This is a genomic window from Mesorhizobium sp. M0678, from assembly GCF_040320505.1.
Lineage (GTDB): Bacteria > Pseudomonadota > Alphaproteobacteria > Rhizobiales > Rhizobiaceae > Mesorhizobium.
Genome location: NZ_JAMYPT010000026.1, coordinates 42,209 through 65,867 on the forward strand (window position 1 = coordinate 42,209; position 23,659 = coordinate 65,867).

The following is a 23,659-nucleotide window of genomic DNA, read 5'->3' on the forward strand; positions in this document are numbered from 1 at the left end:
TCTCCGCCAGCGGAACTTGTCCTCGTCCAGCGCTCACGGTTCGGGTATGCCGGCGTCGAGCAAACAGAGAGAAGTTTGGGGCCCAACCAGGACGGCCCCGTTACGAAGTTCGTCCTAGTCCCGGTTTGAGTGTCGAATCTTCATCGATTGCATCGGCGACCAGCGTCTCCGCCGCCTGCGAGCCCGCAACTGCTCAGCAGAAGGGCGAAGTGAACGTGAATGCATCCATTTCGTAAATGTGTGTCTATCCAAGCAATCGATTTCTCTAATTATCCGATGAGCAATATGAACGCGTCAGGCAGGGTGCATCATTAGGAGTATTTTTCGATGGCAAACATTATCGAGGGTGGCCCGGGTGCCGAAACACTCATCGGCACCGAGCGTGAAGATTGGATGGAGGGTTTCCAGGGCGGTGACTGGATTGACGGTCGTGGCGGCAACGACGAGATCTCGGGTGGCCCGGGCAGTGACCGAGCCATCGGCGGCGAGGGTAACGACCGCATCTTCGGCGGAGATGGCTGGGACGATCTCTCCGGCGACAACGGCCGCTTCAACGCGCGCATCTCCGGTGAGGACAATGACAGGCTCAGCGGCGGTCCCGGCCAGGATGTCCTCTACGTGGGTGACGGCCAGGACACGTTGACCGGGGGCACCGACAATGACACGTTCGTGTTCCAGTTCCACAATCCGGTGCCTGGGGTTGTCGGGTCGAAGTCGGACATTACCACTATCACCGATTTCAACCCGGCGGAGGACAAGTTCGCCTTCGATGCGGTGGGCCTCTACAACGACGGTTTTGGCGCGAACTTCGTCAACAACGCCAGCATACAGTCCGGCTACCCGGTGAGCAGCTTCTACAGTGGTGCGGCCTCGGGTGCGAACGGCGAACACGTCGTGGTAATCACTGGCGAATCTTTCAACTCTGCTTCTGAAGCCGCGAGTGCGATCTCCGGCGAGCACGCCGGCGACATCATTGTCTACCAAAGCAGCTACACCGACAGACTCGCAACTCTGGCCTATGTCACCGCCGACAACAGCGCGCATGAGTTCGCCCACCTGGGCGGTGTGGTCACCGTGGCCGACCTAGGCCTGACCGCGTCGGACTTCACCTTTGTTTGATCCAGAAAACCCATACGGAACAGCGCCCCGCCCCCCTGGGCGGGCGCTTTCCGTTTCCGCTACTTGCGATGGGCCGGGGCGCCCGGGAGCAGTCGCAGCGTGTACAGCTTGACGAAGCCCTGCACGTCGCGCTGGTCGTACACCGAAATCTCCCTGAAGGCGTGGAGGCGGAAGCCTGTTCGGGCCCTTGCGGCCGGCCACGATGACGTTGCCCTTCCAAACCTTCAGCCGGACGGTGTTGTTGTTGACCCGCTCCATTAGATGCCAAACCAAACACATTCGGCGGGAGCACTGATCCTGAATCAGCGAGCGGATGCAGTCGGTTGCCGCTCGGGGAGCAATATAGGGAGCTGGGTCGCCAGATCCTCACGGAGACCTACGTGAGTAACCATTCCTTGAAGGATTCAGCTTTGAGACCTTTCCCTCTGAGTTCCGCTATTTGGGGAATTCTGTTGATCAGCGGCGTGGTCAACGTGCTTGCGCTGATCTCGCCGCTGTTCATGCTTCAGGTCTACGACCGCGTTCTGGCAAGTGGCAGCGTATCGACGCTAGTGGGGCTCGTCGTGCTTGCTGCAGGGCTTTATGCGTTCCAATGCCTGCTCGACGTTTTGCGCGCCCGCGTGCTGCTGCGGATTGGCGAGCGTTTCGATGAACAGTTTTCCGGACGCGTTCACGATGCGATCGTTCGCCTTCCGCTTTTAACGCGCATGCCGGGCGACGGCTTGCAGCCGCTTCGCGATCTCGACAATATTCGCGGATTCTTAGGTGGAAACGGTCCGACAGCGTTCTTCGATCTGCCATGGATGCTGCTTTATCTTGCCATTTGCTTCCTCTTTCATTTCTGGATCGGCATGACGGCCCTTATCGGGGCGATCGGTCTCACATCTCTGACACTTCTTGCCAACACTCTCTCGCAACAACCGATACGCGATACCATTGGCCACAACATGGCACGCAATGGTCTACTGCAAGCAGCGCGTTGCAATGCCGAGGTCGTGCAAGCTCTCGGTCTCGGAAAGCGGATCGCTGCCCGATGGCACAAGGCCAATGCCAAGTATCTGGCCGCCAGCCGGAAAGCCGGGGACGTGGCAGGTGGGCTGGGTGCCATTTCAAAGTCGCTGCGCGTGCTGCTGCAATCGGCCATTCTTGCCGTCGGCGCGTACCTTGTGATCAGGCAGGAGGCTACGGCCGGGGTCATGATTGCAAGTTCGATCATGATGGGGCGTGCGCTGGCTCCGGTCGATCTGGCCATTTCAAGCTGGAAACCCTTCCTCATGGCGCGCCAGGGTTGGGCGCGGCTGGAGGACCTCCTGGGAAAGGTTCCTGAAACCGCTCCTGTTATGCCAATGCCTGCACCTGAACGCGAACTCCGCCTCGAAGGCGTGACAATCGTTCCGCCCGGCGAAAGGAAGCCGACCGTGACCGGCCTTGCGTTTGCCGTTCAGGCGGGAAGCGCACTCGGGATCATCGGTGCATCGGGTTCGGGCAAGTCGACACTCTCGCGCGCCATCGTCGGCGCATGGACGCCGGTCGCCGGAAAGGTTCGCATCGACAGCGCAAGCCTCGATCAATGGGACCGGGAAGCGCTAGGCCGTCATATCGGCTATTTGCCGCAAGGTGTTGAACTGTTCGACGGCACCATTGCCGAAAACATCGCTCGTTTTGAAGATAATCCTGACCCTGAGGCTATTGTCACCGCGGCGAAAGCAGCGGGCACGCACGAACTGATCCTCCGATTTGAGCACGGCTACGAAACTCCGATTGGTGAGGCCGGATCGGCACTTTCCGCCGGGCAGCGCCAGCGTATCGGTCTTGCCCGTGCTCTTTATCGAGACCCTTTCCTTGTTGTGCTGGATGAACCCAATGCCAATCTCGATGCGGAAGGCGAGGCTGCGGTCGTCAAGGCGATCGCCTCCGTGCGCGGGCGCAAGGGCATTGCGGTTGTCGTCGCCCATCGGCCGAGCGCCATCCGCGCCGTGGATTTTGTGTTGGTCATGGAAGGTGGACGGCAGCGAGCATTCGGTGCGCGTGATGAAGCGCTTTCCAAAGTCTTGAAGAGGGCAGCGATGGCACCAGGCGCTGGCGTCAAGGCCATCGAGTCTACGCAGGATAACGTGGGAGAGCGCGCTGACATGGAGGGTCCCGGTGGCCGGCATTCATCAGAATAATGACGTTTCCAGCTCCATTCGCCGGCACCTGGTGGCGGGCCTTCTGGCGAGCGTGATCTTTGTTGGAGGAGCCGGAGCCTGGGCGGCCTTCACGAATCTCTCCGGTGCGGTTGTCGCGTCCGGACACTTTGTCGTCGATTCCTATGTGAAGAAGGTGCAGCACCCGACCGGCGGGGTGGTGGGAGAAATCCTGGTGAGCGAAGGTGATAAAGTAAAAGCCGGCGACATCCTCATGCGGCTCGACGCCACCCAGACGCGCGCCACTCTCGCTGTAGTCACCAAGCGGCTCGATGAGCTGGCCGCCAACCTGGCACGACTCGAAGCTGAGCGTGACGATCTGGCGGAGATCGCCTTCCCGGACTGGCTGCTCGCCCGCAGAGATGTTCCGGACGTAGCTTCGGCAGTACATGGCGAGACGCGGCTGTTCGAATTCCGCAGACAATCCCGCGACGGAAGGCAGGCGCAGCTAGCGGAACGCATCACTCAATATGAGCACGAGATCGAGGGGCTCAAGGCGCAGGAAATCGCTTGTGAGAAAAGCACCGAGATTCTCCAAAAGGAAATTGCTGCCCTGAGTGGGCTGCGCGACCAAGGCATTGTCTCGGACCAACGCTTGAACAGCCTGAAGACGCAGGTTGCCACTTTCGGCGGCGAACGCGGTGAGAAGATTGCACATCAGGCACAGACGGCAGCCCGCATAGCCGAAACGCGCCTGCAGATCCTACAGATCGATCCGGATTTCAAGACGGAAGTCGGCCAGGAGCTCAGAGAGGTTCAGGCGCAGGTTGGGGAGTATGTTGAGCGCAAGGTGGCGGCTGAACAGGAACTGCGACGGATCGATATTGTCGCGCCGCAGTCAGGCGCCATTCAACAACTCGCAGTTCATACGGTCGGAGGAGTGATCACGCCCGCCGATCCGATTATGCTAATCGTGCCGGAAGGCGACGATCTTGCGCTTGAAGCACGAATCACCCCGAAGGACATCGACCAAATCCAGCTTGGTCACAAGGCCGTGCTGCGGATGTCAGCCTTCAATCTGAGGACCACGCCGGTATTGAACGGATATGTCAGCCGGATCGCAGCCGATCTGGCGACGGACGAAAAAAACGGCGTTTCGTATTACCTGGTGCGTCTGTCGGTTCCGCATGCGGAACTGACGAAGCTCAAGGACCTGACGCTCGTGCCCGGCATGCCGGCCGAAGCGATGATCCAGACGGGCGAGCGTACGGCGCTTTCTTATTTTGTGAAGCCGCTGTCGGACCAAATCAGTCGCGCATTCCATGAGGAATGAAAGTAATCCACACAAATATTTTGTTTGTATTCTTGTTGGTTGTTACGCATGCATGAGAGTCATAACCGTCTGAAAACACAGCCATACTTTCCTCAGTTGGATTCCGCCTCTGACTCAGATTCGTGGTTCCGCGGTCATTTTGCCCTTCCAAGTCGCCGACCATTCAGTTCTTGGCCTCGAGCGCATTAAGATACCCATCATCGTACACAAAGGCTGGAAAAGAGTCCGGTGTCTTGAGCGATCCTGAGGTCTGGAGACCTAGGGTGAGCCTGCAAGCACAGGGCTAGGACATGATTGAGCGTCTGCAATATTCGGACAGGTACATAGGAAGACAGGCAGGCGTCAAAAACGCGCTTTCAACGCGCTAAACCGATGCTACGCACCCCGAGCGTCTTGCCGCCCTCGCTCCCGCCGGTAGGAATCAATCGCGAGCAGGCTGCGACGTTCATCGGCGTAAGCTCAACGACCTTTGATGAAATGGTCCAGGACGGCCGGATGCCGCAGCCACGAATGCCGAGCAAGGGGCGCATTGTTTGGGACGTCGAGGAACTTGTATTGGCCTTTCGAAAGCTCCCTCACCGCCAAATCGGAGGAGCACCAAAGCTTGACGAAGATTCGCCGCCACTAGACAATCCTTGGGATCGAAAACCACGAACATGACGGATGAGCGCGTGAAAATCGATCTTAAGGGCGTAGTGAAGGACACTGATCGCCACGGCAATGATCGGTACTATTTTCGCGCACCGGGTCGGAAGAAGGTCCGGCTCCGTGAACCGACCGGCAGCGACGAGTTCCTCGAGGAACTGCGCTGCGCACGCGCCGAGGTCTCTTATGTTCGGCCCGGCACTCTTCCCGAGATTTGCCGGCGCCTCCCCAAGCCGTCCGAGCCAGCGAAGAAAGGCACCTTACTGTGGCTTTGCCAGGAGTATTACCGTCGGGGCGGCACGGAAATCACCCAAGACACTATGGCGCGCCGACGAGCAATTCTGGAGCGCGTATGCGAATTACCTCATCCCCTCGAAGGTGAGCCGGATCCTCAGTATCCCACCAAGGGATCTCTGCCATTCGCCGGTATGAAACGGTCTCATGTTAAGGAGATCAGGGACACCAGGCTCGACGCCCTTGGCGCCGCAAACAATATCGTAAAAGCCATCAGCGCGATGTTTGAGTGGGCAAAGGACACAGAGATTCCGGGCGTCGACTCCAATCCCGCCCGCGGCATCAAACGGCTAAAGAGCGGCGACGGCTGGCACCCATGGGACGTGTCGGAGATGGTTCAATATGAGAAGCGGCATCCGCTGGGTACCGCAGCCAGACGTGCGCTCTCGATCTTCATGTTTACTGGCCTGCGGTTGTCCGACGTCGCGATCTTCGGTCGACAGCACATCACGCTCGTCTACAACGAGGAGACCGAGCAGTGGGAGAAGTGGATCAGAATCAAGCCTGGGAAGACCAGTCGTAACAAGGATGCGGTGCTGGTGGAGCTCCCGCTTCTGTCCGAACTAGAGGCGGAACTTGAGCACACGCCCTCCGACCAGATGACCTTCCTGGTCAATGAATATGGTCGCCCGTTCTCGGAGAACGGTCTGGGCAACAAGATGCGCCAGTGGTGTGACCAAGCTGAGCTGCCGCACTGCAGTGCTCATGGAATTCGCAAGGCCGGCGCGACGATCGCCGCTGAGAACGGCGCGACGCACGAGCAACTGAAGGCGATATACGGGTGGACTACGTACCAGCAGCCCGACCACTACATCAAGAAAGCGCGTCGCCGGAAGGTAGCGAGAGCGGCGAAATACCTGCTGCTTATCGATCGAAAAGAGAACAAAATTGTCCCATTTTCCGCCGGGGTGGAATCGGGTGGGACAATTACGGCGAAAAAATCGTGATTTAACAATAGCTGTCCGGGGGACTGGTGGGCCGGAGGAATGTTGGGAAGCCAAATCAAGCAGTTAGGGACCAGCGGGACAGCAAAGCATTCAAATCTGTTCCAATGTTTTTCGATGTTCTTGTCCCAGCTACAACGCTGCATTTCGCCCGATGAACGCCCCTCTCGCCTTATCGCGCAAGATGGATCGTGACGGTGTTTCAGTCTCTCCTTGGAAAGTCGCGGTAGTACCATTAAGAGCAAGGAGCGTCTCGATTGTGGCCGGGAGCGGACGGTCCGATAGCAGCACGTGAGAAAGAGGCGGCAGTTGTTGGCGCGCCTTCCCGGCAATAGGGAAGCCGCTAAGCTTAGATTTGAATCCCTTCGGACAGCGTCAGCACGTCAGACTCCTCTGTTAAGTCGATACGCGCAGGGCTGATAGCTTCCGCGAGGATCCCGCTCATCGAGATCGCAGTCGCGCGCGCCCATTCCACTGTCCTGAAATCAAGAGTCCCCGAATGCTCGGATGTATCTTCACTGTCAGGTCGAGCGGTATGCCATCAACTGAATTCCGGCTTTGCTCCATCCGGTCCTGACGAAGCTTACATATTCCGCCAGCCTGAGGTGATCACCAGGAACATCGCGATGGCGTAAAGCAGAAGTCCCAGCACGTCGTTCGCCACGCGTCGAGCCTGCCCCAAAGTCGGCCATACGGCATGTCCGGTCTGAAGCTCCCGACTGGCCACGCCAACCTCGGTCGAACTATTCGTTTCCTGCGATCAGTCCCACAACTCGCGCGCCCGTCCACTGCGGAACGCTTCACTCCACATCAAGTCGCCCAATATGGTCCAAACCTCACTTCCGTATCACCCGGCAGCACCAGAAGTGGGTATTCCAGAGGTCGCTGCTCAGTACCCGTGATCCGGCGCCACTGCACGGTTTCGTCGAACGCCCAGGACTCGTCGGGCGGGCTTTCCGGCATGAGGTAGTGGCAGTAAACGTAACGAAGGTTCTTCGCCTTCGCGTCAAAGCGGGCGGTGCTCTCGAGGATCCTATCGTACCTGCGCCGCTCGACCTCACCGGATTCCAACGCTTCGAGGCCTATATGAACAACGGAATCCGTCTCCTGCGGCAGCTGTTCGTGCGCTTCGGCAAGCTTCTTAAAGACGTCGCGAGCCTTGCCGTTGACCGCTTTTTCGGAACTGGATTGCCATCGGAGCATGATCGCCTGGTCACAGCCCGCAGCATATCTCGGTGACATTCCGAGCTTGAAGAGAGCGCTCTGGATGTAGTTTCCGTAGCGCCGATAGCTTCCGGTTAGAAGCTGCTGCATGCGGGTTCCTGAGGACAGGACCTCGTCGCCCGCAGTCGCCACCCTGATTGAGACCGTCCCGCAGCTGTCGGAAGCGTTTGTCTACCAACTGATCGTCGATGGTGAAGCGATCAAGAATGACCGCGAAAAACTGACAGTCAGATCGATACAGGAGCGCGTTCGCCTCCACACCCAACGGTGTCAGGACTGGGAGTAACTAAACGGCTTGGTTTAATCTGTGGCGAGGACTGACATGGCGACGGGCATTAGACGAGGCACCCGGCCCGAGGCAGGCGATCAAGCCAGAACGAAGGCTCTCCCGACCGCCCAAATCGCAAGGCCAGCGCAATATCGTCTGCCGCGCGCGACCTGTTCCTGGAGCATGGTTTCGAGATATGGGCGTCGGCCGCGCGGAACACGACGAGTACCATCGCCGGTCGACACGTCCCGGCAGACTGGTTAGTAGGGGCGACGTGGCAGTGCAGAGCGCCGTGCTTCCTGCGCCCGGCTGAGGCGTCGCTTCCAAAGCGTTTGGCACAGGCCCGGCACCAGCCTCCGGCCCGATCCCGGTGTACGAGCCCCATTTCGCCAGCGACGGCCGCGCAAACCGCGACGACTTGGCCGGCTTCTCATCGCGACTCCGAACAGACAGTGGATGTGTCTGTCTGAAAAATGGCATCCCGATTGAGAATGCGGAATGCCTTTTATGCCGCTGATACCCCTGCGCCTGCGGTCTGCACGCGCGCTGCCGCCGCCAGCAGGTCGGTCTGGGTGATCAGGCCAAGGATGTTTCGCTCGGTATCGACAATGACTACGGCATGGCTGCGGCCGTCGGTGAGCACAGGAAGCAGGCGCATCGCTGGCGTGTTGGGAGAGGCGGTGGCAGTCTTCGAAATAACGCATTTCACCGTATCGGCCCCCTTGGTCAGTTCGCGCAGGCCCACGGCGCCGACCAGCCGACCGTGCGGATCGACCACTGGCAAGGTGCGGATGTTGTGGTCGAGAAGCTGCTTTCGCGCCACGTCGATGGGTGCGTTTTCCGGGACCGAGATCACGTCGCGGGACATGATGTCCCGGCAAAGCAGCGTGCGGTGCGAGCGCACCATCGCCTGCAGCTCGACCTGGCGCAGCAGCCTTTCGAGGTCGTCGCGGCCGATGTCGAACGTTTCGTCCAAAGCGGCGAGTGCCGCATCGACATCCTCGGGCCGGAAGCCGACGCGCTTCGTGGGCGGCGGATCGGCGGTGCTGTGGCTGTTGGCCGCGGCTGCATGGACATGCGGATAGTTGCGCCGTGACAGGCGGTGGAAGACCAAGCCCAGCGCCACCAAAATTGTCGAGTTCAGCGCCACCGGCACCAACGGGAACAGAAAGCCGAAGCTGAGCACGGCCGGTCCGCCAAGCACGGCCGTCAGTGCCGCGGCACCGCCCGGCGGATGCAGGCTACGCGAGAATGACATGGCAGCGATCGCCAGCGCCACAGCGAGGCCCGACGCGATCACCGGATCGTGCACGAAAAGCGCGACCGTCACGCCGACCAGTGCAGAGATCGAATTGCCGCCAATAATAGACCAGGGCTGCGCGAGCGGGCTCGACGGCACGGCAAAGAGCAGCACGGCGGAGGCGCCCATCGGCGCCACCAGCAGCGCCACATGTGGCCCGCCGCCCATGGCGAGCCCGCTGATCACGCCGGTCAGCGCAATGCCGATCGTGGCGCCGATGCAGGCGAGCAGCCGCTCGCGCAGGGTCGCGCCGGCGAGGATTGGGACGAAGAGGCGAAACCCCATGCTAAGCCCTGGAACGAGTGGAAGTCTGCGCTGTCCGCAATGCCGCCGAAGCCACGGATTTGAAAGTCAAACAAATCCGAATGTTCGCGGCCAGGGAGAATATTATTGCGTGCAGCGACTGGGCGGTCCGCCCCCCGCGGCTGTTCTTTTCAAGTCGCGTCACAGCCTTGGCGCGGAGATACTTCTACTGGAATGGGTAGGGGCGACGTGCCATGGCGGGACGTTCTCGGTTACTGCAATCGTTCTTGCGAAAGAATTCGCGTGAGCATTGGTTCGATGCGCAGAAATTCGACGATATGCGCTGACGAAGATTCTGAAGATCAGCATTGGCGTGAACTCATCAAAGGGATTTCGTCCCAGCACAGCTGTTCGGTCAAGGGCCTGGCGTCTTGCGTTCAGTTGTCTGGCGGCCGCCCCGCGGCGATGACCTTCTTGATGCGATATGCCACGTAAGTTGCAAGGCATACCCCAAGCATCAAAGCCTATGACGTGCTAACAGCATTTAATCGCCGCGCAGTATCTTTGCTTCGGGCACGGCTGCCACGAAAGCTCTTCGAGCAGCTGGTGGATGTGCCTTACCCCGCAACACCTCCAGACAGGCGTCCATTGCAAGCTTCCGTTTCTCGGTCTGAACATGAAGATCACGCAGCAGGATAGCGGCCGCCTCGTTGACATCGAACACGATACGCTCTGAGCTGTGGCGGCCAACCCGAATAACGACCGGCCTCTCAAATCTCCTCAAGCCGGTCATCTCTCCGCCCCCCAAGGCGATCATACGTCAATAGGCCCAGTTCGTCTCCTTTGCCGAGCCGAGCGAGCTCTCTGCCACCTTGATGGCGCGTCGATCGGCAACCTGCTGCGGCAGCGCGGGGCGCCTGTTGGCGGCCGCTAGCTTTACGCCGACATCTCGCTGTCATCTCGTCTTGATGAGCTTGGACCAAATCAGCCGGAAGATTTCGGCCTGATATAAAGCGTCGCTGAGAGCATCGTGCGTGCCAGTCAACGCGGGTTTCATCCTTTCAGCGATCTTGCTTGAACGCGTATCGGCCCATGAGCAGCCTGTTGCCCCCATGTAAAGCGCTTTGACGTCTAGCGCAGTGAATCCGAACGGATTGCCGGCTTCAAACCGGTGGAAATAGTAATTCACGAACGACCAGTCGAACGGAGCATTGAATCCCACGAAGACCGGCGTGCCATTCCGACCTGCAATGCCAGAGAGCCACTTTGCAAAAGCACCCATGGCTTCCGTTGGCGCAAGCCCTGTTCGCCCTAGTTCGTCGAGAGAAAAACCGCTCACCTCCAGGGCCTTGGGATCGAAATTTCCGTTGATCGGCTTCAGCTCGCACGCGAAAGTCTGTTCAGGCTCGAAGATCGAGCAGGCCCCAATCGATAACAAGCTGAACTCGCCGGGAATTGGGCCTGCCGTCTCGACGTCAACCGAAACGAAAACTTCGCGCTTGCCGCTCATGAGATCAGTGGCTCCGCCGGAACGAGGGAGGGTCGGTTGCGGATCGCCTGCCAGTGCTCCCGGAACGCCCGCCGCCTGTCTTCCGCCGCGCCGGTCGTCTTCCAGTGGAGACCCGAAAACGTCGTGATATCAAAAGGCAGGCTTGCCCCTTCGCGCACCATCACCATGGTCGGCAGGCCGCGCCCCAGGGCATAGCCTAGCTCAAGGAAGCAATTCGGACGAGCGCCGGTAATATCTGCCAGAACGACGCTACTGCGATGGAGCTTGGCAAATATCTCCTGGTCGATCCTCGAATACTCATACGCCTGACGGCCATCGATCACGACCAACCGGTATCCCAACTCATCCTCGACCACAGGCTGAACAACCATATCGAAAAAGGTCTGGACGTCAGCATAGTCAGGCAGGTCCGGGTTCAGGAGGCGGACGGCAAAAGCCCTCGGCCTCTCGAGCGATTCCAACAGCTCGACCAACACCGAGACGCGATCCGCAATCGACTGCCGCTGCGGGAAGCGGATCCTGTTGATCCAATCATGGGAATCCCCGTCCTGTTCAATCTGAAACAGGCGCCGACTCTGGTGGCTGCTCAACCCGAAGCTATAGAGGCGCCGCGCGCCTGTGGTCTCCGGGCAAAGCGCCAGATTGAGCGGTATGACCGGTTTCCCCGCATCGTGGTACAAGTTGGCGAGGTAGAGCACGCCTTCTGCGCCGCCCAGGGCGACGAGGACGTCGCCGAAGCGGGCCTGTGCCTCCATGCGTTTGCTCGCCATATTCCAGTGCGCGGCATTCTCGATCTTCACCAGAGGTGAAGCGCGCAGTTCGTCCCACAGTTCAACATTGGCAACAGGGATTTGATCCTCGGTCTTGTGGTGCTGCACGGCAACGGCGAGCGGTCCCGGAACGCCGGACGGACGCAGCGTCCAATTGTCCTTGATCGCTTTCCAGATCAGCCAATCGAAGCAGATCGGCAGGCTGTCAACGTTGCGAATTGGTTCGGCATCCACTGGCACGACGAAATTTGCACCGCGTTTGACAAGTTCCCTCACCAAGCACGTGACGAGCTCCCTTGCAGCATTGACGTCGTGCGTCGGAGCGATCGCCCCGTCGTCGATGACGCTGCCGCTGATATGAATTCGGCGGCCGTACAAAGGAGAGCGCGCCATCATTTGTCCTCCATCACGGGCGACGCATGAAGCATCGCCGCCACCGACCTCAGGTGTTCGAAGCGCAGCGGCTCCTGCGGGTAGGCGTTGGCCAGGGCCGCGGGGTAGAGACGCGTGCGGATGTCCGAATACGTCCAGGACGGATGGCTTCCACGGGTCCCCGTCGCGGCTACCAGTTCAGAGATTTGCGCGGCAGGCAGGCCCAGCCCTCCCAGGTCCATTTGAAAGAGTTGGCGGCGCTCTTCCTCGGACGGACGCTTGAACTCCTCGATGATGGCGGCCCGCCGGCGCAGCGCAGCGTCGAGAACCGACAACCGGTTTGTGCAGAGAATCACGACGACACGTCCGCCATACTGGCGCAGATCGTCGACACCTTGGATCAATGTGTTCACTGCCACCTTGTCCTCGTGGTGGCTGTGGTCCTGCGAGCGGGAAGCGCCGAGGCTGTCCCCCTCGTCGATGATGAGGATAGCCCGGCGGCTCTTGCCGGCGGACTGGATCACCTTGCGAAATGCCTCGGCGATAAGTGTCCCCATCTCGCCCACCATGCCGCTGCCGCGAACTCGGTTCGAGAGCTTGAAAAGGATCGAATCCTCGCTCTTCGCCTCAGCCGCCAGCTTGTTGGCGATGCACTCAGCCATCGCCGTCTTGCCGGTCCCGACATCGCCATGGAAGATGACTAGCGGATACTGCTCGGCGACGAGATCGCATATGGCAAGCTTGCCGCCGTGGTGCTTGCGGTTCCATTCAGCCAGCCCGCCCACATTGAGCAGCAGGCGAAGCTGATCATGGACACGGGCATAGCGTGTGTCGAAGCCCAGCAAGATTTTCTCCCGCTTGGCTAGCGCCTCGCTGGGGAGTGGTGTTTCGTTATCGAAGATGCTTGGCTGACTCACGCTGCCCAATCCTTTCTCTGCATTCCGTACGCATTGCTGGCATAGTTACGGCCGCCTGAAGACGTAAGGCTGGTATGGCTGGTGTCGTCGTAGGATGTGACCCAGCCGATCTTCAGCTTGCCCTTCATGGCCTCGCGCGCCGCGCTCGTGTACGCCTCGGTATAACCTAGGATCAGCCGCAGATGCGCCCCGGCCACCTTCGGCCAAAGCACACCGCCCGGCCGGCTCGTCGTCAGAGACCCGGCATCCGTATGGACGTCGAACCGAACGGCTTTCTGCTCAACGCCGTAGCTGAGCAACGTCACATCAACCCAGGCGAGGTAGCCGGCCTTGGCCAGCACCTCGACGTCATGGGCATAGTCGGCAGCCTTGGCCGCCGTCCAAGCGCCGGTGCTATCACCGATCATGATCAGATCCGCCTTTACGCGGCGCACGACATTTTCGATGTCGACGACCGTGTAGGTGGCGCTGGCAGTGGCAGTCATGGTCTGGCTCATCTCAGTCCTCCGTCTTGAAGCGAGAACCGAAGATCTCTTTCCAGACCTCATTGTCGTTTTCAGCGGATGCGAAATTGGCAGCTTCCCAAGAGGCTTCCGCGGCTGCGACGATCTCCTTGCGCTCGGCTTCCGAAATCCGGCTGGTCACATTGTTGAGGCTATAGACCGGGTCGAGGATGATCACGGGATCGGAGAAGTTCCCGAACGGGGCGGTATTCTCGGGGAAGCTGATCTGCTCCTTGATACCCGACTGGGCGAGGTAGAGAAGGAAATTACGGAAGCGCTGCTCGATGGTGGCGGAATTGCCCTGGGTCGCCAGCACATGGGCCATGATCAGCTCGATCGCGAAAGACTTGAGCGGCTTGATCTCGGCATGGTTTCGCCACTTCTTCGCCAGGCGCACCAGTGTCCGGAAATCGCTATCGGTGTTCTTCCGATCCCGCACGAACTTGATCTGGCAAGGCGCGCAGGTCTGGACCTTTGATCCGTCATGGATGTCGAACTGCCACCCATAGCCGGGCCGGTTCTCGTCCTCGATCACCGGCACGATGTCGACGCTCAGACCGGAACCGACGAAGGTCACGGTCGCGGCCTTGCGCTGGATCTCGAAATCCTCGACCGACTTGTTGGGGTAAATCTTGACCAGCAGGTCGTAGATCGTGTTGCTCAGAGTATCGAGCGTCTCTTTGCTCGCATCGCGGCCTGAGATGTAGAACACCACGTCGACGTCGACCGGATCGACGCTGGTCTTCCGCAGGATTGTGTATTTTGCGAAGGACCCTGCTTTCACGACCTTGGTGATCTTGATCTCGGTCTTGTCGCGGACGCTCTTGCACAACTCAGCGATCAGGCGATCGACCTGTTCGTGATATTCCTTCCGCTTGTCCGCGGGCAGGCGTAGGACATTGTTGTCGTAGTAGCGCAGTTCCGTATTGCTTAACGCCATTGCGTTTCCTTTCCGGTTGGGCGCCAATCCGTTGACCGCCGACAGGCGACCATTGTCTCGCGGCGCGCCGCCCCGGTTTACAAACTGGCCTTCAGCAACAGCGCTCATCCCAGTTAGGAACCCGTTTACCTCTTTTCAAGGGATTTTGGTTTACAAAATTGCGCTTATATCGTAGTTTTGGAAACTGGAATCGCAAGGAGGCCACCATGATCGGAAGCAAACTCAAGGTTGCGCGATCGGCGTCGGGGCTGTCGCTACGCGCGCTCGCCGATGCCATGGACGGCATTGTCTCGGCCCAAGCCATTGGGAAGTACGAGAGAAACGAAGACATGCCGAGCTCGCGCGTGCTTATCGCGCTCGCAAAAGTGCTCGACGTTTCGGAGGAGTATCTCCTCAGCGATGACGAGATCGCCCTGGAAGGGGTGGACTTCAGGAAGAAGGTCGGAACGTCCTCCCGGGAAGAGGCCGTTCTCGAGGCACGCGCCATCCACATGCTGGAGCGTTATCTCGCCGTCGAGGATCTTCTCCAGATGCGAAGCGTCGAATGGGAGCAGCCACGAAGCGCTCCGCATCCCGTTGCGGACATCCGGGACGCCGAGGACGCGGCGCGCTCGGTGCGCGATGACTGGGGGCTCGGCAATGACCCTATCCCGCACCTCGCCGAATTGCTCGAGGAGCGTGGCATCAAGGTCCTGACGCTCGATCTCGATGATGTCGACGGGCTTGCCGCCAAAGTCCGGCGCAAAGATCGAGCGGCCGCGCGCGTGATCGTTATCAAGCGCAGCACGTGGTCGGAGCGCAAGCGCTTCAACCTCGCCCACGAACTCGGCCACATGGTCCTCGCGGCCAGCGAAGACGTGGATGAGGAAAAGGCAGCACATCGCTTCGCTGGCGCCTTTTTGATGCCGGCCGACGTACTGCGCACCGAGGTCGGCGTCCATCGGTCTACGATCAGTATCGGGGAACTCGTCGCGCTGAAGAAGCGCTTTGGTGTGAGCATCCAGGCCCTCGCTTATCGATGCAAGGATTTGGGCATCATCAACCAGGCCGCCTTTGCTCGCCTCTTCAAGGTATTTGCGGAGCGAGGGTGGAGGACGGCGCCTTTTGAGGAACCGGAGACGATGGAGCCGGAGCTGGAGGAACCCAAGCGCTTCGAGCGCCTCTGCTACCGGGCCCTCGCCGAAGGCGTGATCGGAGAATCCCGTGCTGCGGAACTGCTCGGCATATCCGTCCGCGAACTCGACGCCAGACTCGATCAGGTGGCGGCTTGATCAGTGTCGATTCTCGTTTCGGATACGTCTGTTCTGATTGATCTGGAGAGAGCGCAACTCCTCGAGGACACCTTTCGGCTGCCCTTTGAGTTCGCTGTGCCCGACCTTCTCTATGAAAGGGAATTAGCGGGCGCACTCGGTGACCAATTGGTGGCGTTGGGGCTGCGCGTCGAGGTCCTGACGCCCGCCGAGCTTAGCCGGGCGACCACGGTGCGGCGGCAGGACGCGCGTCTCTCGGTCCCGGACACGTTTGCTTTCGCCATAGCACAATCACGGCAATGGACGTTGCTCACCGGCGACGGCAGCCTGCGCGAGCTGGCCGTCGCCGAAGCGATCGAAATGCATGGCGTGCTCTGGCTGTTCGACGAGTTCGCGGATGGCGATCATGTTCCCTTCCATCGCCTCCATAATGGCCTGAGCACCATCTTCGCCCATCCAAGATGCCGGCTGCCGGCGAACGAAGTGCGACGCCGGTTGGCTCGATTCGCCGAATGAGGTCAGCGTCATCCTGGACATATCGCCTGGTGAAGATCGTGGGCGCTCGGTCAACCGGTCCGCAGCGTTGCGGCTTGGGGCGAAAAGAAGCTGCGGCATGGTCTATGGATGCAGCGAACTGCAAGCTACAATGAACAATAAGTATTAGGGCAAATTTGCGTCTCAGCCATAGCAATCGAGCCGCACCGGACTGGGGGAGACTAAATCTGCATGTTCATCGAACGGCTCACTCTAAGTAATTTTCGGTGCTTTGGCCCAGACACGTTGACGATTGACCTTACGCACGGTCTCACAGCTTTTATCGGAGTGAATGGCGCGGGCAAAACCGCCGTCATGCAGGCGCTGCAGCGCCTGTTCGGCATTACCGGCGAGCAGCGACGGCTTCGGCGTCAGGATTTTCACGTTCCGTCAGCCGAAGTCGCCCCGCCTCTGCAACGAGGCTTGGTACTGGAAGCTATCGTGGCTTTCCCCGAACTCGATGCCGCCGGCGCTGGCGGAGCCGCCATCCCGGAATTCTTCCACCAAATGGCCGCTGACGAAGCCGGCAACCTGAAATGCCGCCTGCGCCTCGAGGCGACATGGACCGACGACGGATCGCTCGACGGAACGATCGAGCAGAAATACTGGGCGATCCGGACTTTCGGCGCCTACACCGAAGCAGACTGCACCGAACTCAAGGCGACCGATCGCGCCCGAATCCAGATGATCTACGTCCCCGCGACGCGCGATGGCGCCTCTCAGGTGACGGCCTTCCTGCGCGGCAGGCTCTGGCGCGCGATCAATTGGTCGCAGGGGGTCCGGGACACGTTTACCGAGGTAGGCACGACGCTTAACGGCGCGTTCGCGGGAGAGCCGGCGGTCGATGTAATCGCCGCAGCCGTCAGGCGACGATGGCAGGAGGTTCACACAGCCGGGACCGACACGACGCCGCTCTTCCGCCCGATCGACCTGCGTTTCCAAGAATTCATCCGCAAAGTCGAAGTGGTGTTCCGCCCCGACGAGGCTGGCCGGGAACGGGCTCTCGATGATCTCAGCGACGGGCAGCGATCCCTCTTCCATCTGGCGATGACGGCGGCGATCCTCGATGTCGAGGCCGGGATCATCGCCGATCCCGCCGCGGCGGGCTTTCAGGAAGGCGGCGTGCCGCTGCCGGCCTTGACCCTCATCGCCGTGGAGGAGCCCGAAAACAATCTCGCGCCCTTTTATCTCTCCCGCATTGTTCGCCAGATCAAGGATCTGACGCGAGGACCGCGCGCCCAAGCCGTCGTATCCAGTCACTCGCCGAGCATTCTCGCCAGAGTCGATCCGACCGAGGTCAGGCATTTCCGGCTCAACCCGGCTGATCGCACTGCACGAGTCCGTCCGATAAGCCTGCCGCCCGGCGATGAGGATGCGTCCAAGTTCGTCCGGGAGGCCGTGCGGACCTATCCCGAGCTCTACTTCGCGCGCTTTGTCGTGCTCGGCGAAGGCGCGTCCGAAGAGGTCGTTCTGCCGCGTCTCGCCGAGGCTATGGGCTTGGAGATCGACCGCTCCTTCGTCGCGGTGGTGCCGTTGGGCGGCCGGCATGTGAACCACCTCTGGCGGCTGCTGACCGACCTCGACATCCCCTACACGACCCTTCTCGATCTCGATTGGGGTCGTGCCGGCGGCGGATGGGGGCGGATCAAAACGGCATGCACGCAGTTGCTCGCCAATGGCGTTCCACCGCAGGCCATTTTCGGCCAGTATCTCAATCCTCAAGGTCCAGCGGCCAATCTGGCGGCCTTTGACGCCCTGCCGATCCAGGGTTTCGCGCAGATCACGCAATGGACCCAATGGCTGCGCCAGTTTCATGTCTACTTCTGCGGCCCGCTTGATCTCGATTATTCGATGCTCAAGGCCTTCCCGGCCGCCTATCAAGTTGTCGAGCCGGGACGACAAGGTCCGTCTCCGCAAGGCGAACCACGAACGGCGGTGCTTGGCGAAGACGGTCTGCCCCAGCTGTACCCTGCCGATCAGGATGCCCTGCTGCGTTGGTATCGCTATCTGTTTCTCGGCCGTGGCAAGCCAAGCACCCATGTCCGCGTTCTGAGTGCCCAGGACGCGGCCGCTCTCGCGGCCGGCGCCCCTGAAGAATTGCGTGCTCTTCTGACCTCGATCGTCGCCCGCCTCACGCCCGCGGCTCCGGCAGGTGCCTGATCATGGGTCTTGTTCGTCCCGAGGACTGGTGCCCGCGTGGCATCAACGATCTCGAACCCGCAGCGTGGAATGCGCTCCGGCACGGCGGTTCGGCATGCGTGGTAGCCGGCCCCGGCGCCGGCAAGACCGAATTTCTGGCGCAACGCGCGGTCTATCTCCTCGAAACCGGAATCTGTCGTGCGCCGCACCGCTTACTGGCGATCTCATTCAAGACTGACGCTGCCAGCAATCTTGCCGCGCGCGTTCGGCAGCGCTGCCCTCCGGAGCTCGCCAACCGCTTCGTATCGCTCACGTTCGATTCATTCTGCAAGAGCCTTGTCGATCGATTTCTCAACGCCATCCCGGCCGATTGGCGCCCAACCCGGCCCTATGACATCGCGTTTCCCAAGCGGTGGCAGGTCGATCAGTTCCTGACGCTGTCACGCCTCAACGCGCCGCAGGAATGGCAGGCCGACATCGCCGCCTTCAGCGCAACGGACTTCGAAGCGCGGGTGGTCGGCGGCTATCGACTTCCCCTCGCGCCTCAGGCACCGCAAAACGCCGCAGAGTTCACCATCGCCCGATGGTGGGCGACGCAATTGCGGCCGGGCCATCCCTCCTCGTTGACTTTTGTCAGCATCAACCGTCTCGCCGAGCTCCTGCTCCGCGCCAATCCGCACATCCGTCGCGCGCTGATCGCCACCTACCCCTTTGTCTTCGTCGACGAATTCCAAGACACGACTTTCGCGCAATACGACTTCCTGCTCTCGGCCTTCGCCGGCGGACAGACCATCGTCACAGGTGTAGGCGACGACAAGCAGCGGATCATGATATTCGCCGGCGCTCGAAGCGATGCGTTTCAGCGGCTTGAAGTCGATTTCGGCGCAGCCCGCTTCCCTCTGCTCTTCAATTTCCGATCGTCGCCCGACCTTGTTGCCATCCAGCATGTCGTTGCGCGCGCGCTCGATCCAAATGCCGTTCAGACCGTTGCCCATGCGGTCCGCCAGGTCGATGGTGATGTGGCGCAAGTCTGGCGCAGCCAGACCAAAGCCGCCGAAGCCGCTCATCTCGCGCAATGGCTTGCCAATGACATGGCGGTCCGGGGACGATCGCCACGGGACTATGCGCTTCTCGTCAAGCAGAAATCCGATGATTACGAGCATGAACTCGCAGCACCTTTCGCCGCCCATGGCCTGCGCATCCGCAATGAGAGCCACGCTCTTGGGAAAACCTCGCTTCAGGATCTTCTCTCAGATGACCTCTGCCGCCTGGCGATAGCGATGTTCCGCCTCGGAGCGACACGCCGAGCGGCTGCGGCGTGGCAGTTGGCTTCGTCCGAAGTTCTGGCGCTCCGGGCGGTCACAGCCGACGGCGACATCGGCGCGGCGAAGGTCGAGGCGGACCTGACCGCCTTCCTTGCCACGCTTCGCGCCGACATGGCGGCGACAGCTCCATCCCGGAATAGTGCCGCTGACTTCGCGACGCGGGTCTTTGAATATCTCGATCTGGCAGCCATCGCCCGGACCTATGCCGAATATGGCGTCGGTGACCTCCTCCAGATCATCCTTGAGGCCTTCTGCCTGCATTTCTTCGCGTCGGCCGATGGCGCCGCCGACTGGACCGCGTGTCTGGACGGCTTCGAGGGCGTCAACCAGATCCCGATGATGACCGTGCACAAGAGCAAGGGGCTGGAATATGACACGATCGTCTTCGTCGGCCTCGATGACCAAGCCTGGTGGGCGCACGTTCCCGGAGATCCCGAGGGAGTAGCTGCCTTCTTCGTCGCCCTCTCGCGCGCCAAGCAGCGGGCTATCTTCGCGTTCTGCCAGGAACGCGGTGCGCGAAATAACGTCGCCGAACTCTACCAGCTCCTCACCGATGCCGGCGTGCCGGAGATCGCCATATGAGCGCGGAACCCGATCTCAGCGAGCGGCTGGCGGAATACCTCAAGACACGCTCCACTCATGAGCAGATGCCGAGCGTGGCGGCCGTTGCCGGCATCACCGTCCCGCCGCAGGAGGACAACATCAGCAAGCGCGATCGAGCGCGGATCGGGCTGCAAGGGAAGACCGAGCACGAACTCGGCGAGATCGCGCGCAGGGTCGGAGCCCATTTCGGCGACTTCGGCCTGGAAGAGGCAGGCTGGGCTGTTCTGGAGAGGGATTCGCCCCGGATCACCGAGATCACCAGGCGCGATGTCGGCAAATGCTTCGGCGACGATCTGTCCGGCGAACAGAGCGTCGTCGAGCTTGTTCGGCGGCTGTTCCCGATGGGGCTTGTCGGCACGGGGTTTTTCTCGGCCCGAACTCTCGCGGACGAGATCGACCAGCATATGGTGCGCAACTTCGGCGACTGGAGCGTCGAATTTCTGTTCGAACAGATCGGCGCCCTCACCTGTTCACGCGACCGCTTTGCCCGCCTGATCGAGGCAGCGCTTCATCCCCTGGGGCGACGTGGACCCGTGCAGGTCGATCTTGTCACTTCGATCAACGCCGTACTGCGGCGCGACGGATATGAGCTGAAGGTCGAGGGCGAGGAATCCGGCTATCCGCTCCATCGTCTCGCGCCCATCGCCCGTGGCGTGGCGGGTGCGCCCAAAAATCTGATCTTCGCCTCCAATGGCCCAAAGCCCGAGATCGGCTTCTCCGACGCCATCAACAATGACATCGTCATCCTCTCCAACGCCGCAAGCTGCCTGATCTATGATCGTCCGATCCGGCGTGACGGTCTGCTCTGGAGCGAGCTGGTCGAGTGGTGGCGAGCCCAGAGCCCGACGTCCGAGGACCCGGCCCGCGCGCTCGGTGAGCGATTGCACGCCTCGCTCGCCTCAGATGCCGAGCGCACCCTCTTCAGTACCTACTTCAAGCTCTACCGGTCACGCCTCGGCGACACCCTGCCGGCGCTCATCCCGCAGGTCTACCTCCATTACGATCCCGCCGTGGTGAAGCTTCTGCGCCATCGCTCCGGGCTTCGCCGGCAGCGTATGGATTTCCTGTTGCTGCTGCCTGGCCATCAGCGCGTCGTCATCGAAGTGGACGGATCGCAGCATTTCAGCGTCGAGGGGAAGCCCTCGCTCGCTCTTTACGCGGACATGGTCTCCGCCGATCGCGATCTTCGTCTGGGCGGCTACGAGATCTATCGCTTCGGATCGAACGAACTCGTAGGTGCCAATGCGTCAGCCGAAATCGAAGGCTTTTTCGATCGTCTCTGGGCGCTCCACAAACCAATGCCACTCAAATCCTGACGCCCGAGGTCGCCGCCCCTCATGAACAACAATGCCCGATATGATCTCTCCGACCGGCTCATCCACTTTTTCCGCCCGCTCGACACCCAGCATCCCGACACACCGACACTCCCCGAACATTGGGGCTTCTCCACGGTCGAGAATTTCGACGAACCGCTTTCGCCCTTCTTCCTGCTGCGCAACGCGGTGCGGCAGGGTCGGGTATGGGCTACCTGGTCCGTGCGCAGCGGCCGCCGCACGGTCTATGGTCCCGATCCCGCCGTCTACTTCACGGAAATGCCGATAGCGGCCTTCGTCGAGGCCGGCCTCGCCCGCGCCGCAGCTGGCCAGGCCATGAGCCCCTATGGTCTTGTTCTGCCAAATCCGCCATGTTCCAACTCGGCGCCCGTCCCGTCATTTATGGTTTGAGCGGCAATGTGAATGGATAGTGATGGGGTGGACGCCCCCTCGACGGCATCGATGTGCCAGAATGGTGGTGTTTGACAGCCACGTAAGAGAGGGAGCGTCCACAATGGAAGTTAACACGATCGGATTGGACCTAGCGAAGAATGTGTTTCAGGCGCATGGAGCCGATGCGGCGGGCGCCATTGTTTTCCGCAAGCAACTGCGACGCGACAAGGTGCTTGCGTTTCTCGCTGGGCAGCCGGCCTGCTTGGTCGCCATGGAGGCCTGTTCTGGGGCGCATCACTGGGCGCGCGAGATCGGCAAGCTCGGGCACACCGTTCGTCTGATCCCGCCATCCTATGTGAAGCCTTTCGTGAAGCGGCAGAAGAACGACGCCGCCGATGCCGAGGCGATCTGCGAGGCCGCACAGCGGCCGACCATGGGCTTTGTCGCCGTGAAGAGTGAGGAGGAGCAGGCGAGTGCGGCCGTATTCCGGGCTCGTGATCTGCTGGTGCGGCAGCGCACCCAGACGATCAACGCCTTGCGCGGCCATCTCGCAGAATATGGACTGGTCGTTGCCCAGGGCCCTTCTCACACCGCCAAGCTGATGGAAAAGGTAGAGGATCCTGAGGGCGATCTGCCAGAAGCAGCCCGCCTGGCCCTCACCATGCTGGTCGATACGCTGAGATCGCTGGAGGAAAGGATCAAGCAGCTCGATGCCGAGATTGCACGACGTGCCCGAGAGGATGAAGACGTGCGGCGGTTGGCAACAATCCCCGGCGTTGGTCCGATAACGGCAACGGCTCTGGTTGCACTGGCGCCTTGCGCCGCAATCTTCCGAAAGGGGCGCGACTTCGCCGCTTGGCTGGGCCTGACGCCGCTGCAACGCTCAACCGGCGGTAAACAGAAGCTCGGTGCAACATCGAAGATGGGCGAGCGTACTTTGCGTCGCCTGCTTATCATCGGAGCGAGCGCTGTCGTGCGGCATGCTCGTCGGCGAGGCATTCGTGAAGGATCGTGGCTTGGGCGCATGCTCGCCCGCAAGCCGCCAATGCTTGTGGTCGTCGCTCTTGCCAACAAGATGGCCCGCATCGTCTGGGCGCTCATGGCAAGAGGTGGGACCTACAGGGCTCCGGCCGTGGCAGCATAGCAGCTCGGTCTGAGGTCGTCGCAGGTGTAGGAAGGTCACACGGAGAGGTATGGCGCGACAGTCGATGAGAGACGGATCGGAAAAACCAGTTCAGCACAGAGCGCCTCGAGCGCGCGGTAGTGATATGGATCCGATCGGCGAACTCCCATACGGGCCGGCGGCAAATGGAAGGCCGCATCAGAGGCCGGACAGATGTCAGCACCCGACTACGCGCCGCTATACTGCCTTCGAAGATTCTTCTTGCGCTCACGGGGGCGTCCACAGATGTGCTGAAGGTTCTGCAAAAAGTTTTGGAGAGAGAATGGCGCCTGCTCTGAGGGGCGAGCGGCCATGGCACGGTGGTGACGTTGCGATCACCGATTCCCGTGGAAGGGGAAGTGCCATGACCAATCGAGACGTTAGACTGAGCAGAGGCGAGTTGAAAGCGTTGCTGTTGTCGGATGAGGACGG

At 60.7% G+C, this 23,659-nt stretch carries 19 protein-coding genes; 11 read left to right on the forward strand and 8 right to left on the reverse strand.

The window, feature by feature from the left end:
* Positions 1 to 327: 327 nt before the first annotated feature.
* The 4 genes from NKI29_RS29005 to NKI29_RS29020 all read left to right on the forward strand — a co-directional run bounded on the left by NKI29_RS29005 (position 328) and on the right by NKI29_RS29020 (position 6,464).
* Complete coding sequence (locus tag NKI29_RS29005) at positions 328 to 1,119, forward strand: calcium-binding protein (RefSeq protein ID WP_352798088.1); 792 nt, start codon at positions 328 to 330, stop codon at positions 1,117 to 1,119.
* A 395-nt stretch (positions 1,120 to 1,514) separates the two neighbouring features.
* Positions 1,515 to 3,287: a type I secretion system permease/ATPase gene (locus NKI29_RS29010; protein ID WP_352798133.1), complete on the forward strand. Its 1,773-nt coding sequence runs from the start codon at positions 1,515 to 1,517 to the stop codon at positions 3,285 to 3,287.
* On the forward strand, positions 3,265 to 4,578 hold the full coding sequence (locus tag NKI29_RS29015) for an HlyD family type I secretion periplasmic adaptor subunit (RefSeq protein WP_023678274.1): 1,314 nt from the start codon (positions 3,265 to 3,267) through the stop codon (positions 4,576 to 4,578). Before NKI29_RS29010 ends, NKI29_RS29015 begins: the two co-directional genes overlap by 23 nt.
* 671 nt (positions 4,579 to 5,249) lie before the next feature.
* On the forward strand, positions 5,250 to 6,464 hold the full coding sequence (locus NKI29_RS29020; RefSeq protein ID WP_352798090.1) for a tyrosine-type recombinase/integrase: 1,215 nt from the start codon (positions 5,250 to 5,252) through the stop codon (positions 6,462 to 6,464).
* An 807-nt stretch (positions 6,465 to 7,271) separates the two neighbouring features.
* Here NKI29_RS29020 and NKI29_RS29025 read toward each other — a convergent pair.
* The 8 genes from NKI29_RS29025 to NKI29_RS29060 form a co-directional block, all read right to left on the reverse strand.
* Positions 7,272 to 7,775 carry a hypothetical protein gene (locus NKI29_RS29025; protein WP_352798093.1) on the reverse strand — a complete coding sequence of 168 codons (504 nt, stop codon included), beginning with the start codon at positions 7,773 to 7,775 and terminating at the stop codon, positions 7,272 to 7,274.
* Between the two features lie 683 nt (positions 7,776 to 8,458).
* Positions 8,459 to 9,538: an HPP family protein gene (locus NKI29_RS29030; protein WP_352798096.1), complete on the reverse strand. Its 1,080-nt coding sequence runs from the start codon at positions 9,536 to 9,538 to the stop codon at positions 8,459 to 8,461.
* Positions 9,539 to 10,040: 502 nt separating this feature from the next.
* Positions 10,041 to 10,313 (reverse strand): DUF982 domain-containing protein, encoded by a 273-nt coding sequence (locus NKI29_RS29035; RefSeq protein WP_352798098.1) that lies wholly within the window; start codon positions 10,311 to 10,313, stop codon positions 10,041 to 10,043.
* 138 nt (positions 10,314 to 10,451) lie between these two features.
* Complete coding sequence (locus NKI29_RS29040) at positions 10,452 to 11,006, reverse strand: 3'-5' exonuclease (RefSeq protein WP_352798101.1); 555 nt, start codon at positions 11,004 to 11,006, stop codon at positions 10,452 to 10,454.
* Complete coding sequence (locus NKI29_RS29045) at positions 11,003 to 12,172, reverse strand: hypothetical protein (protein WP_352798103.1); 1,170 nt, start codon at positions 12,170 to 12,172, stop codon at positions 11,003 to 11,005. The genes NKI29_RS29040 and NKI29_RS29045 overlap by 4 nt, the downstream gene beginning before the upstream one ends.
* Positions 12,169 to 12,993 (reverse strand): ATP-binding protein, encoded by an 825-nt coding sequence (locus NKI29_RS29050; protein WP_352798106.1) that lies wholly within the window; start codon positions 12,991 to 12,993, stop codon positions 12,169 to 12,171. The genes NKI29_RS29045 and NKI29_RS29050 overlap by 4 nt, the downstream gene beginning before the upstream one ends.
* Positions 12,994 to 13,061: 68 nt before the next feature.
* Positions 13,062 to 13,562, reverse strand: a complete 501-nt coding sequence (locus NKI29_RS29055) for an HORMA-1 domain-containing protein (protein WP_352798109.1) — start codon at positions 13,560 to 13,562, stop codon at positions 13,062 to 13,064.
* A gap of 1 nt (position 13,563) precedes the next feature.
* The gene (locus tag NKI29_RS29060; RefSeq protein ID WP_352798111.1) at positions 13,564 to 14,508 is read right to left on the reverse strand and encodes a CBASS oligonucleotide cyclase; all 945 of its coding nucleotides are present in this window, start codon (positions 14,506 to 14,508) and stop codon (positions 13,564 to 13,566) included.
* A 206-nt stretch (positions 14,509 to 14,714) separates the two neighbouring features.
* Between NKI29_RS29060 and NKI29_RS29065 the strand changes: the two genes are divergently transcribed.
* From NKI29_RS29065 to NKI29_RS29095, 7 genes are all read left to right on the forward strand, one after another.
* Positions 14,715 to 15,779: a helix-turn-helix domain-containing protein gene (locus tag NKI29_RS29065; protein ID WP_352798113.1), complete on the forward strand. Its 1,065-nt coding sequence runs from the start codon at positions 14,715 to 14,717 to the stop codon at positions 15,777 to 15,779.
* A 3-nt stretch (positions 15,780 to 15,782) separates the two neighbouring features.
* Positions 15,783 to 16,274: a PIN domain-containing protein gene (locus NKI29_RS29070; RefSeq protein WP_352798115.1), complete on the forward strand. Its 492-nt coding sequence runs from the start codon at positions 15,783 to 15,785 to the stop codon at positions 16,272 to 16,274.
* A gap of 210 nt (positions 16,275 to 16,484) precedes the next feature.
* Positions 16,485 to 18,452 (forward strand): ATP-dependent nuclease, encoded by a 1,968-nt coding sequence (locus NKI29_RS29075; protein ID WP_352798118.1) that lies wholly within the window; start codon positions 16,485 to 16,487, stop codon positions 18,450 to 18,452.
* A 2-nt stretch (positions 18,453 to 18,454) separates the two neighbouring features.
* On the forward strand, positions 18,455 to 20,338 hold the full coding sequence (locus tag NKI29_RS29080) for a UvrD-helicase domain-containing protein (protein WP_352798121.1): 1,884 nt from the start codon (positions 18,455 to 18,457) through the stop codon (positions 20,336 to 20,338).
* On the forward strand, positions 20,335 to 21,675 hold the full coding sequence (locus NKI29_RS29085; RefSeq protein ID WP_352798123.1) for an AbiJ-related protein: 1,341 nt from the start codon (positions 20,335 to 20,337) through the stop codon (positions 21,673 to 21,675). Before NKI29_RS29080 ends, NKI29_RS29085 begins: the two co-directional genes overlap by 4 nt.
* A gap of 21 nt (positions 21,676 to 21,696) precedes the next feature.
* Positions 21,697 to 22,083 (forward strand): hypothetical protein, encoded by a 387-nt coding sequence (locus tag NKI29_RS29090; protein WP_352798125.1) that lies wholly within the window; start codon positions 21,697 to 21,699, stop codon positions 22,081 to 22,083.
* A gap of 103 nt (positions 22,084 to 22,186) precedes the next feature.
* Positions 22,187 to 23,209 carry an IS110 family RNA-guided transposase gene (locus NKI29_RS29095; RefSeq protein ID WP_352798128.1) on the forward strand — a complete coding sequence of 341 codons (1,023 nt, stop codon included), beginning with the start codon at positions 22,187 to 22,189 and terminating at the stop codon, positions 23,207 to 23,209.
* Positions 23,210 to 23,659 lie beyond the last annotated feature (450 nt).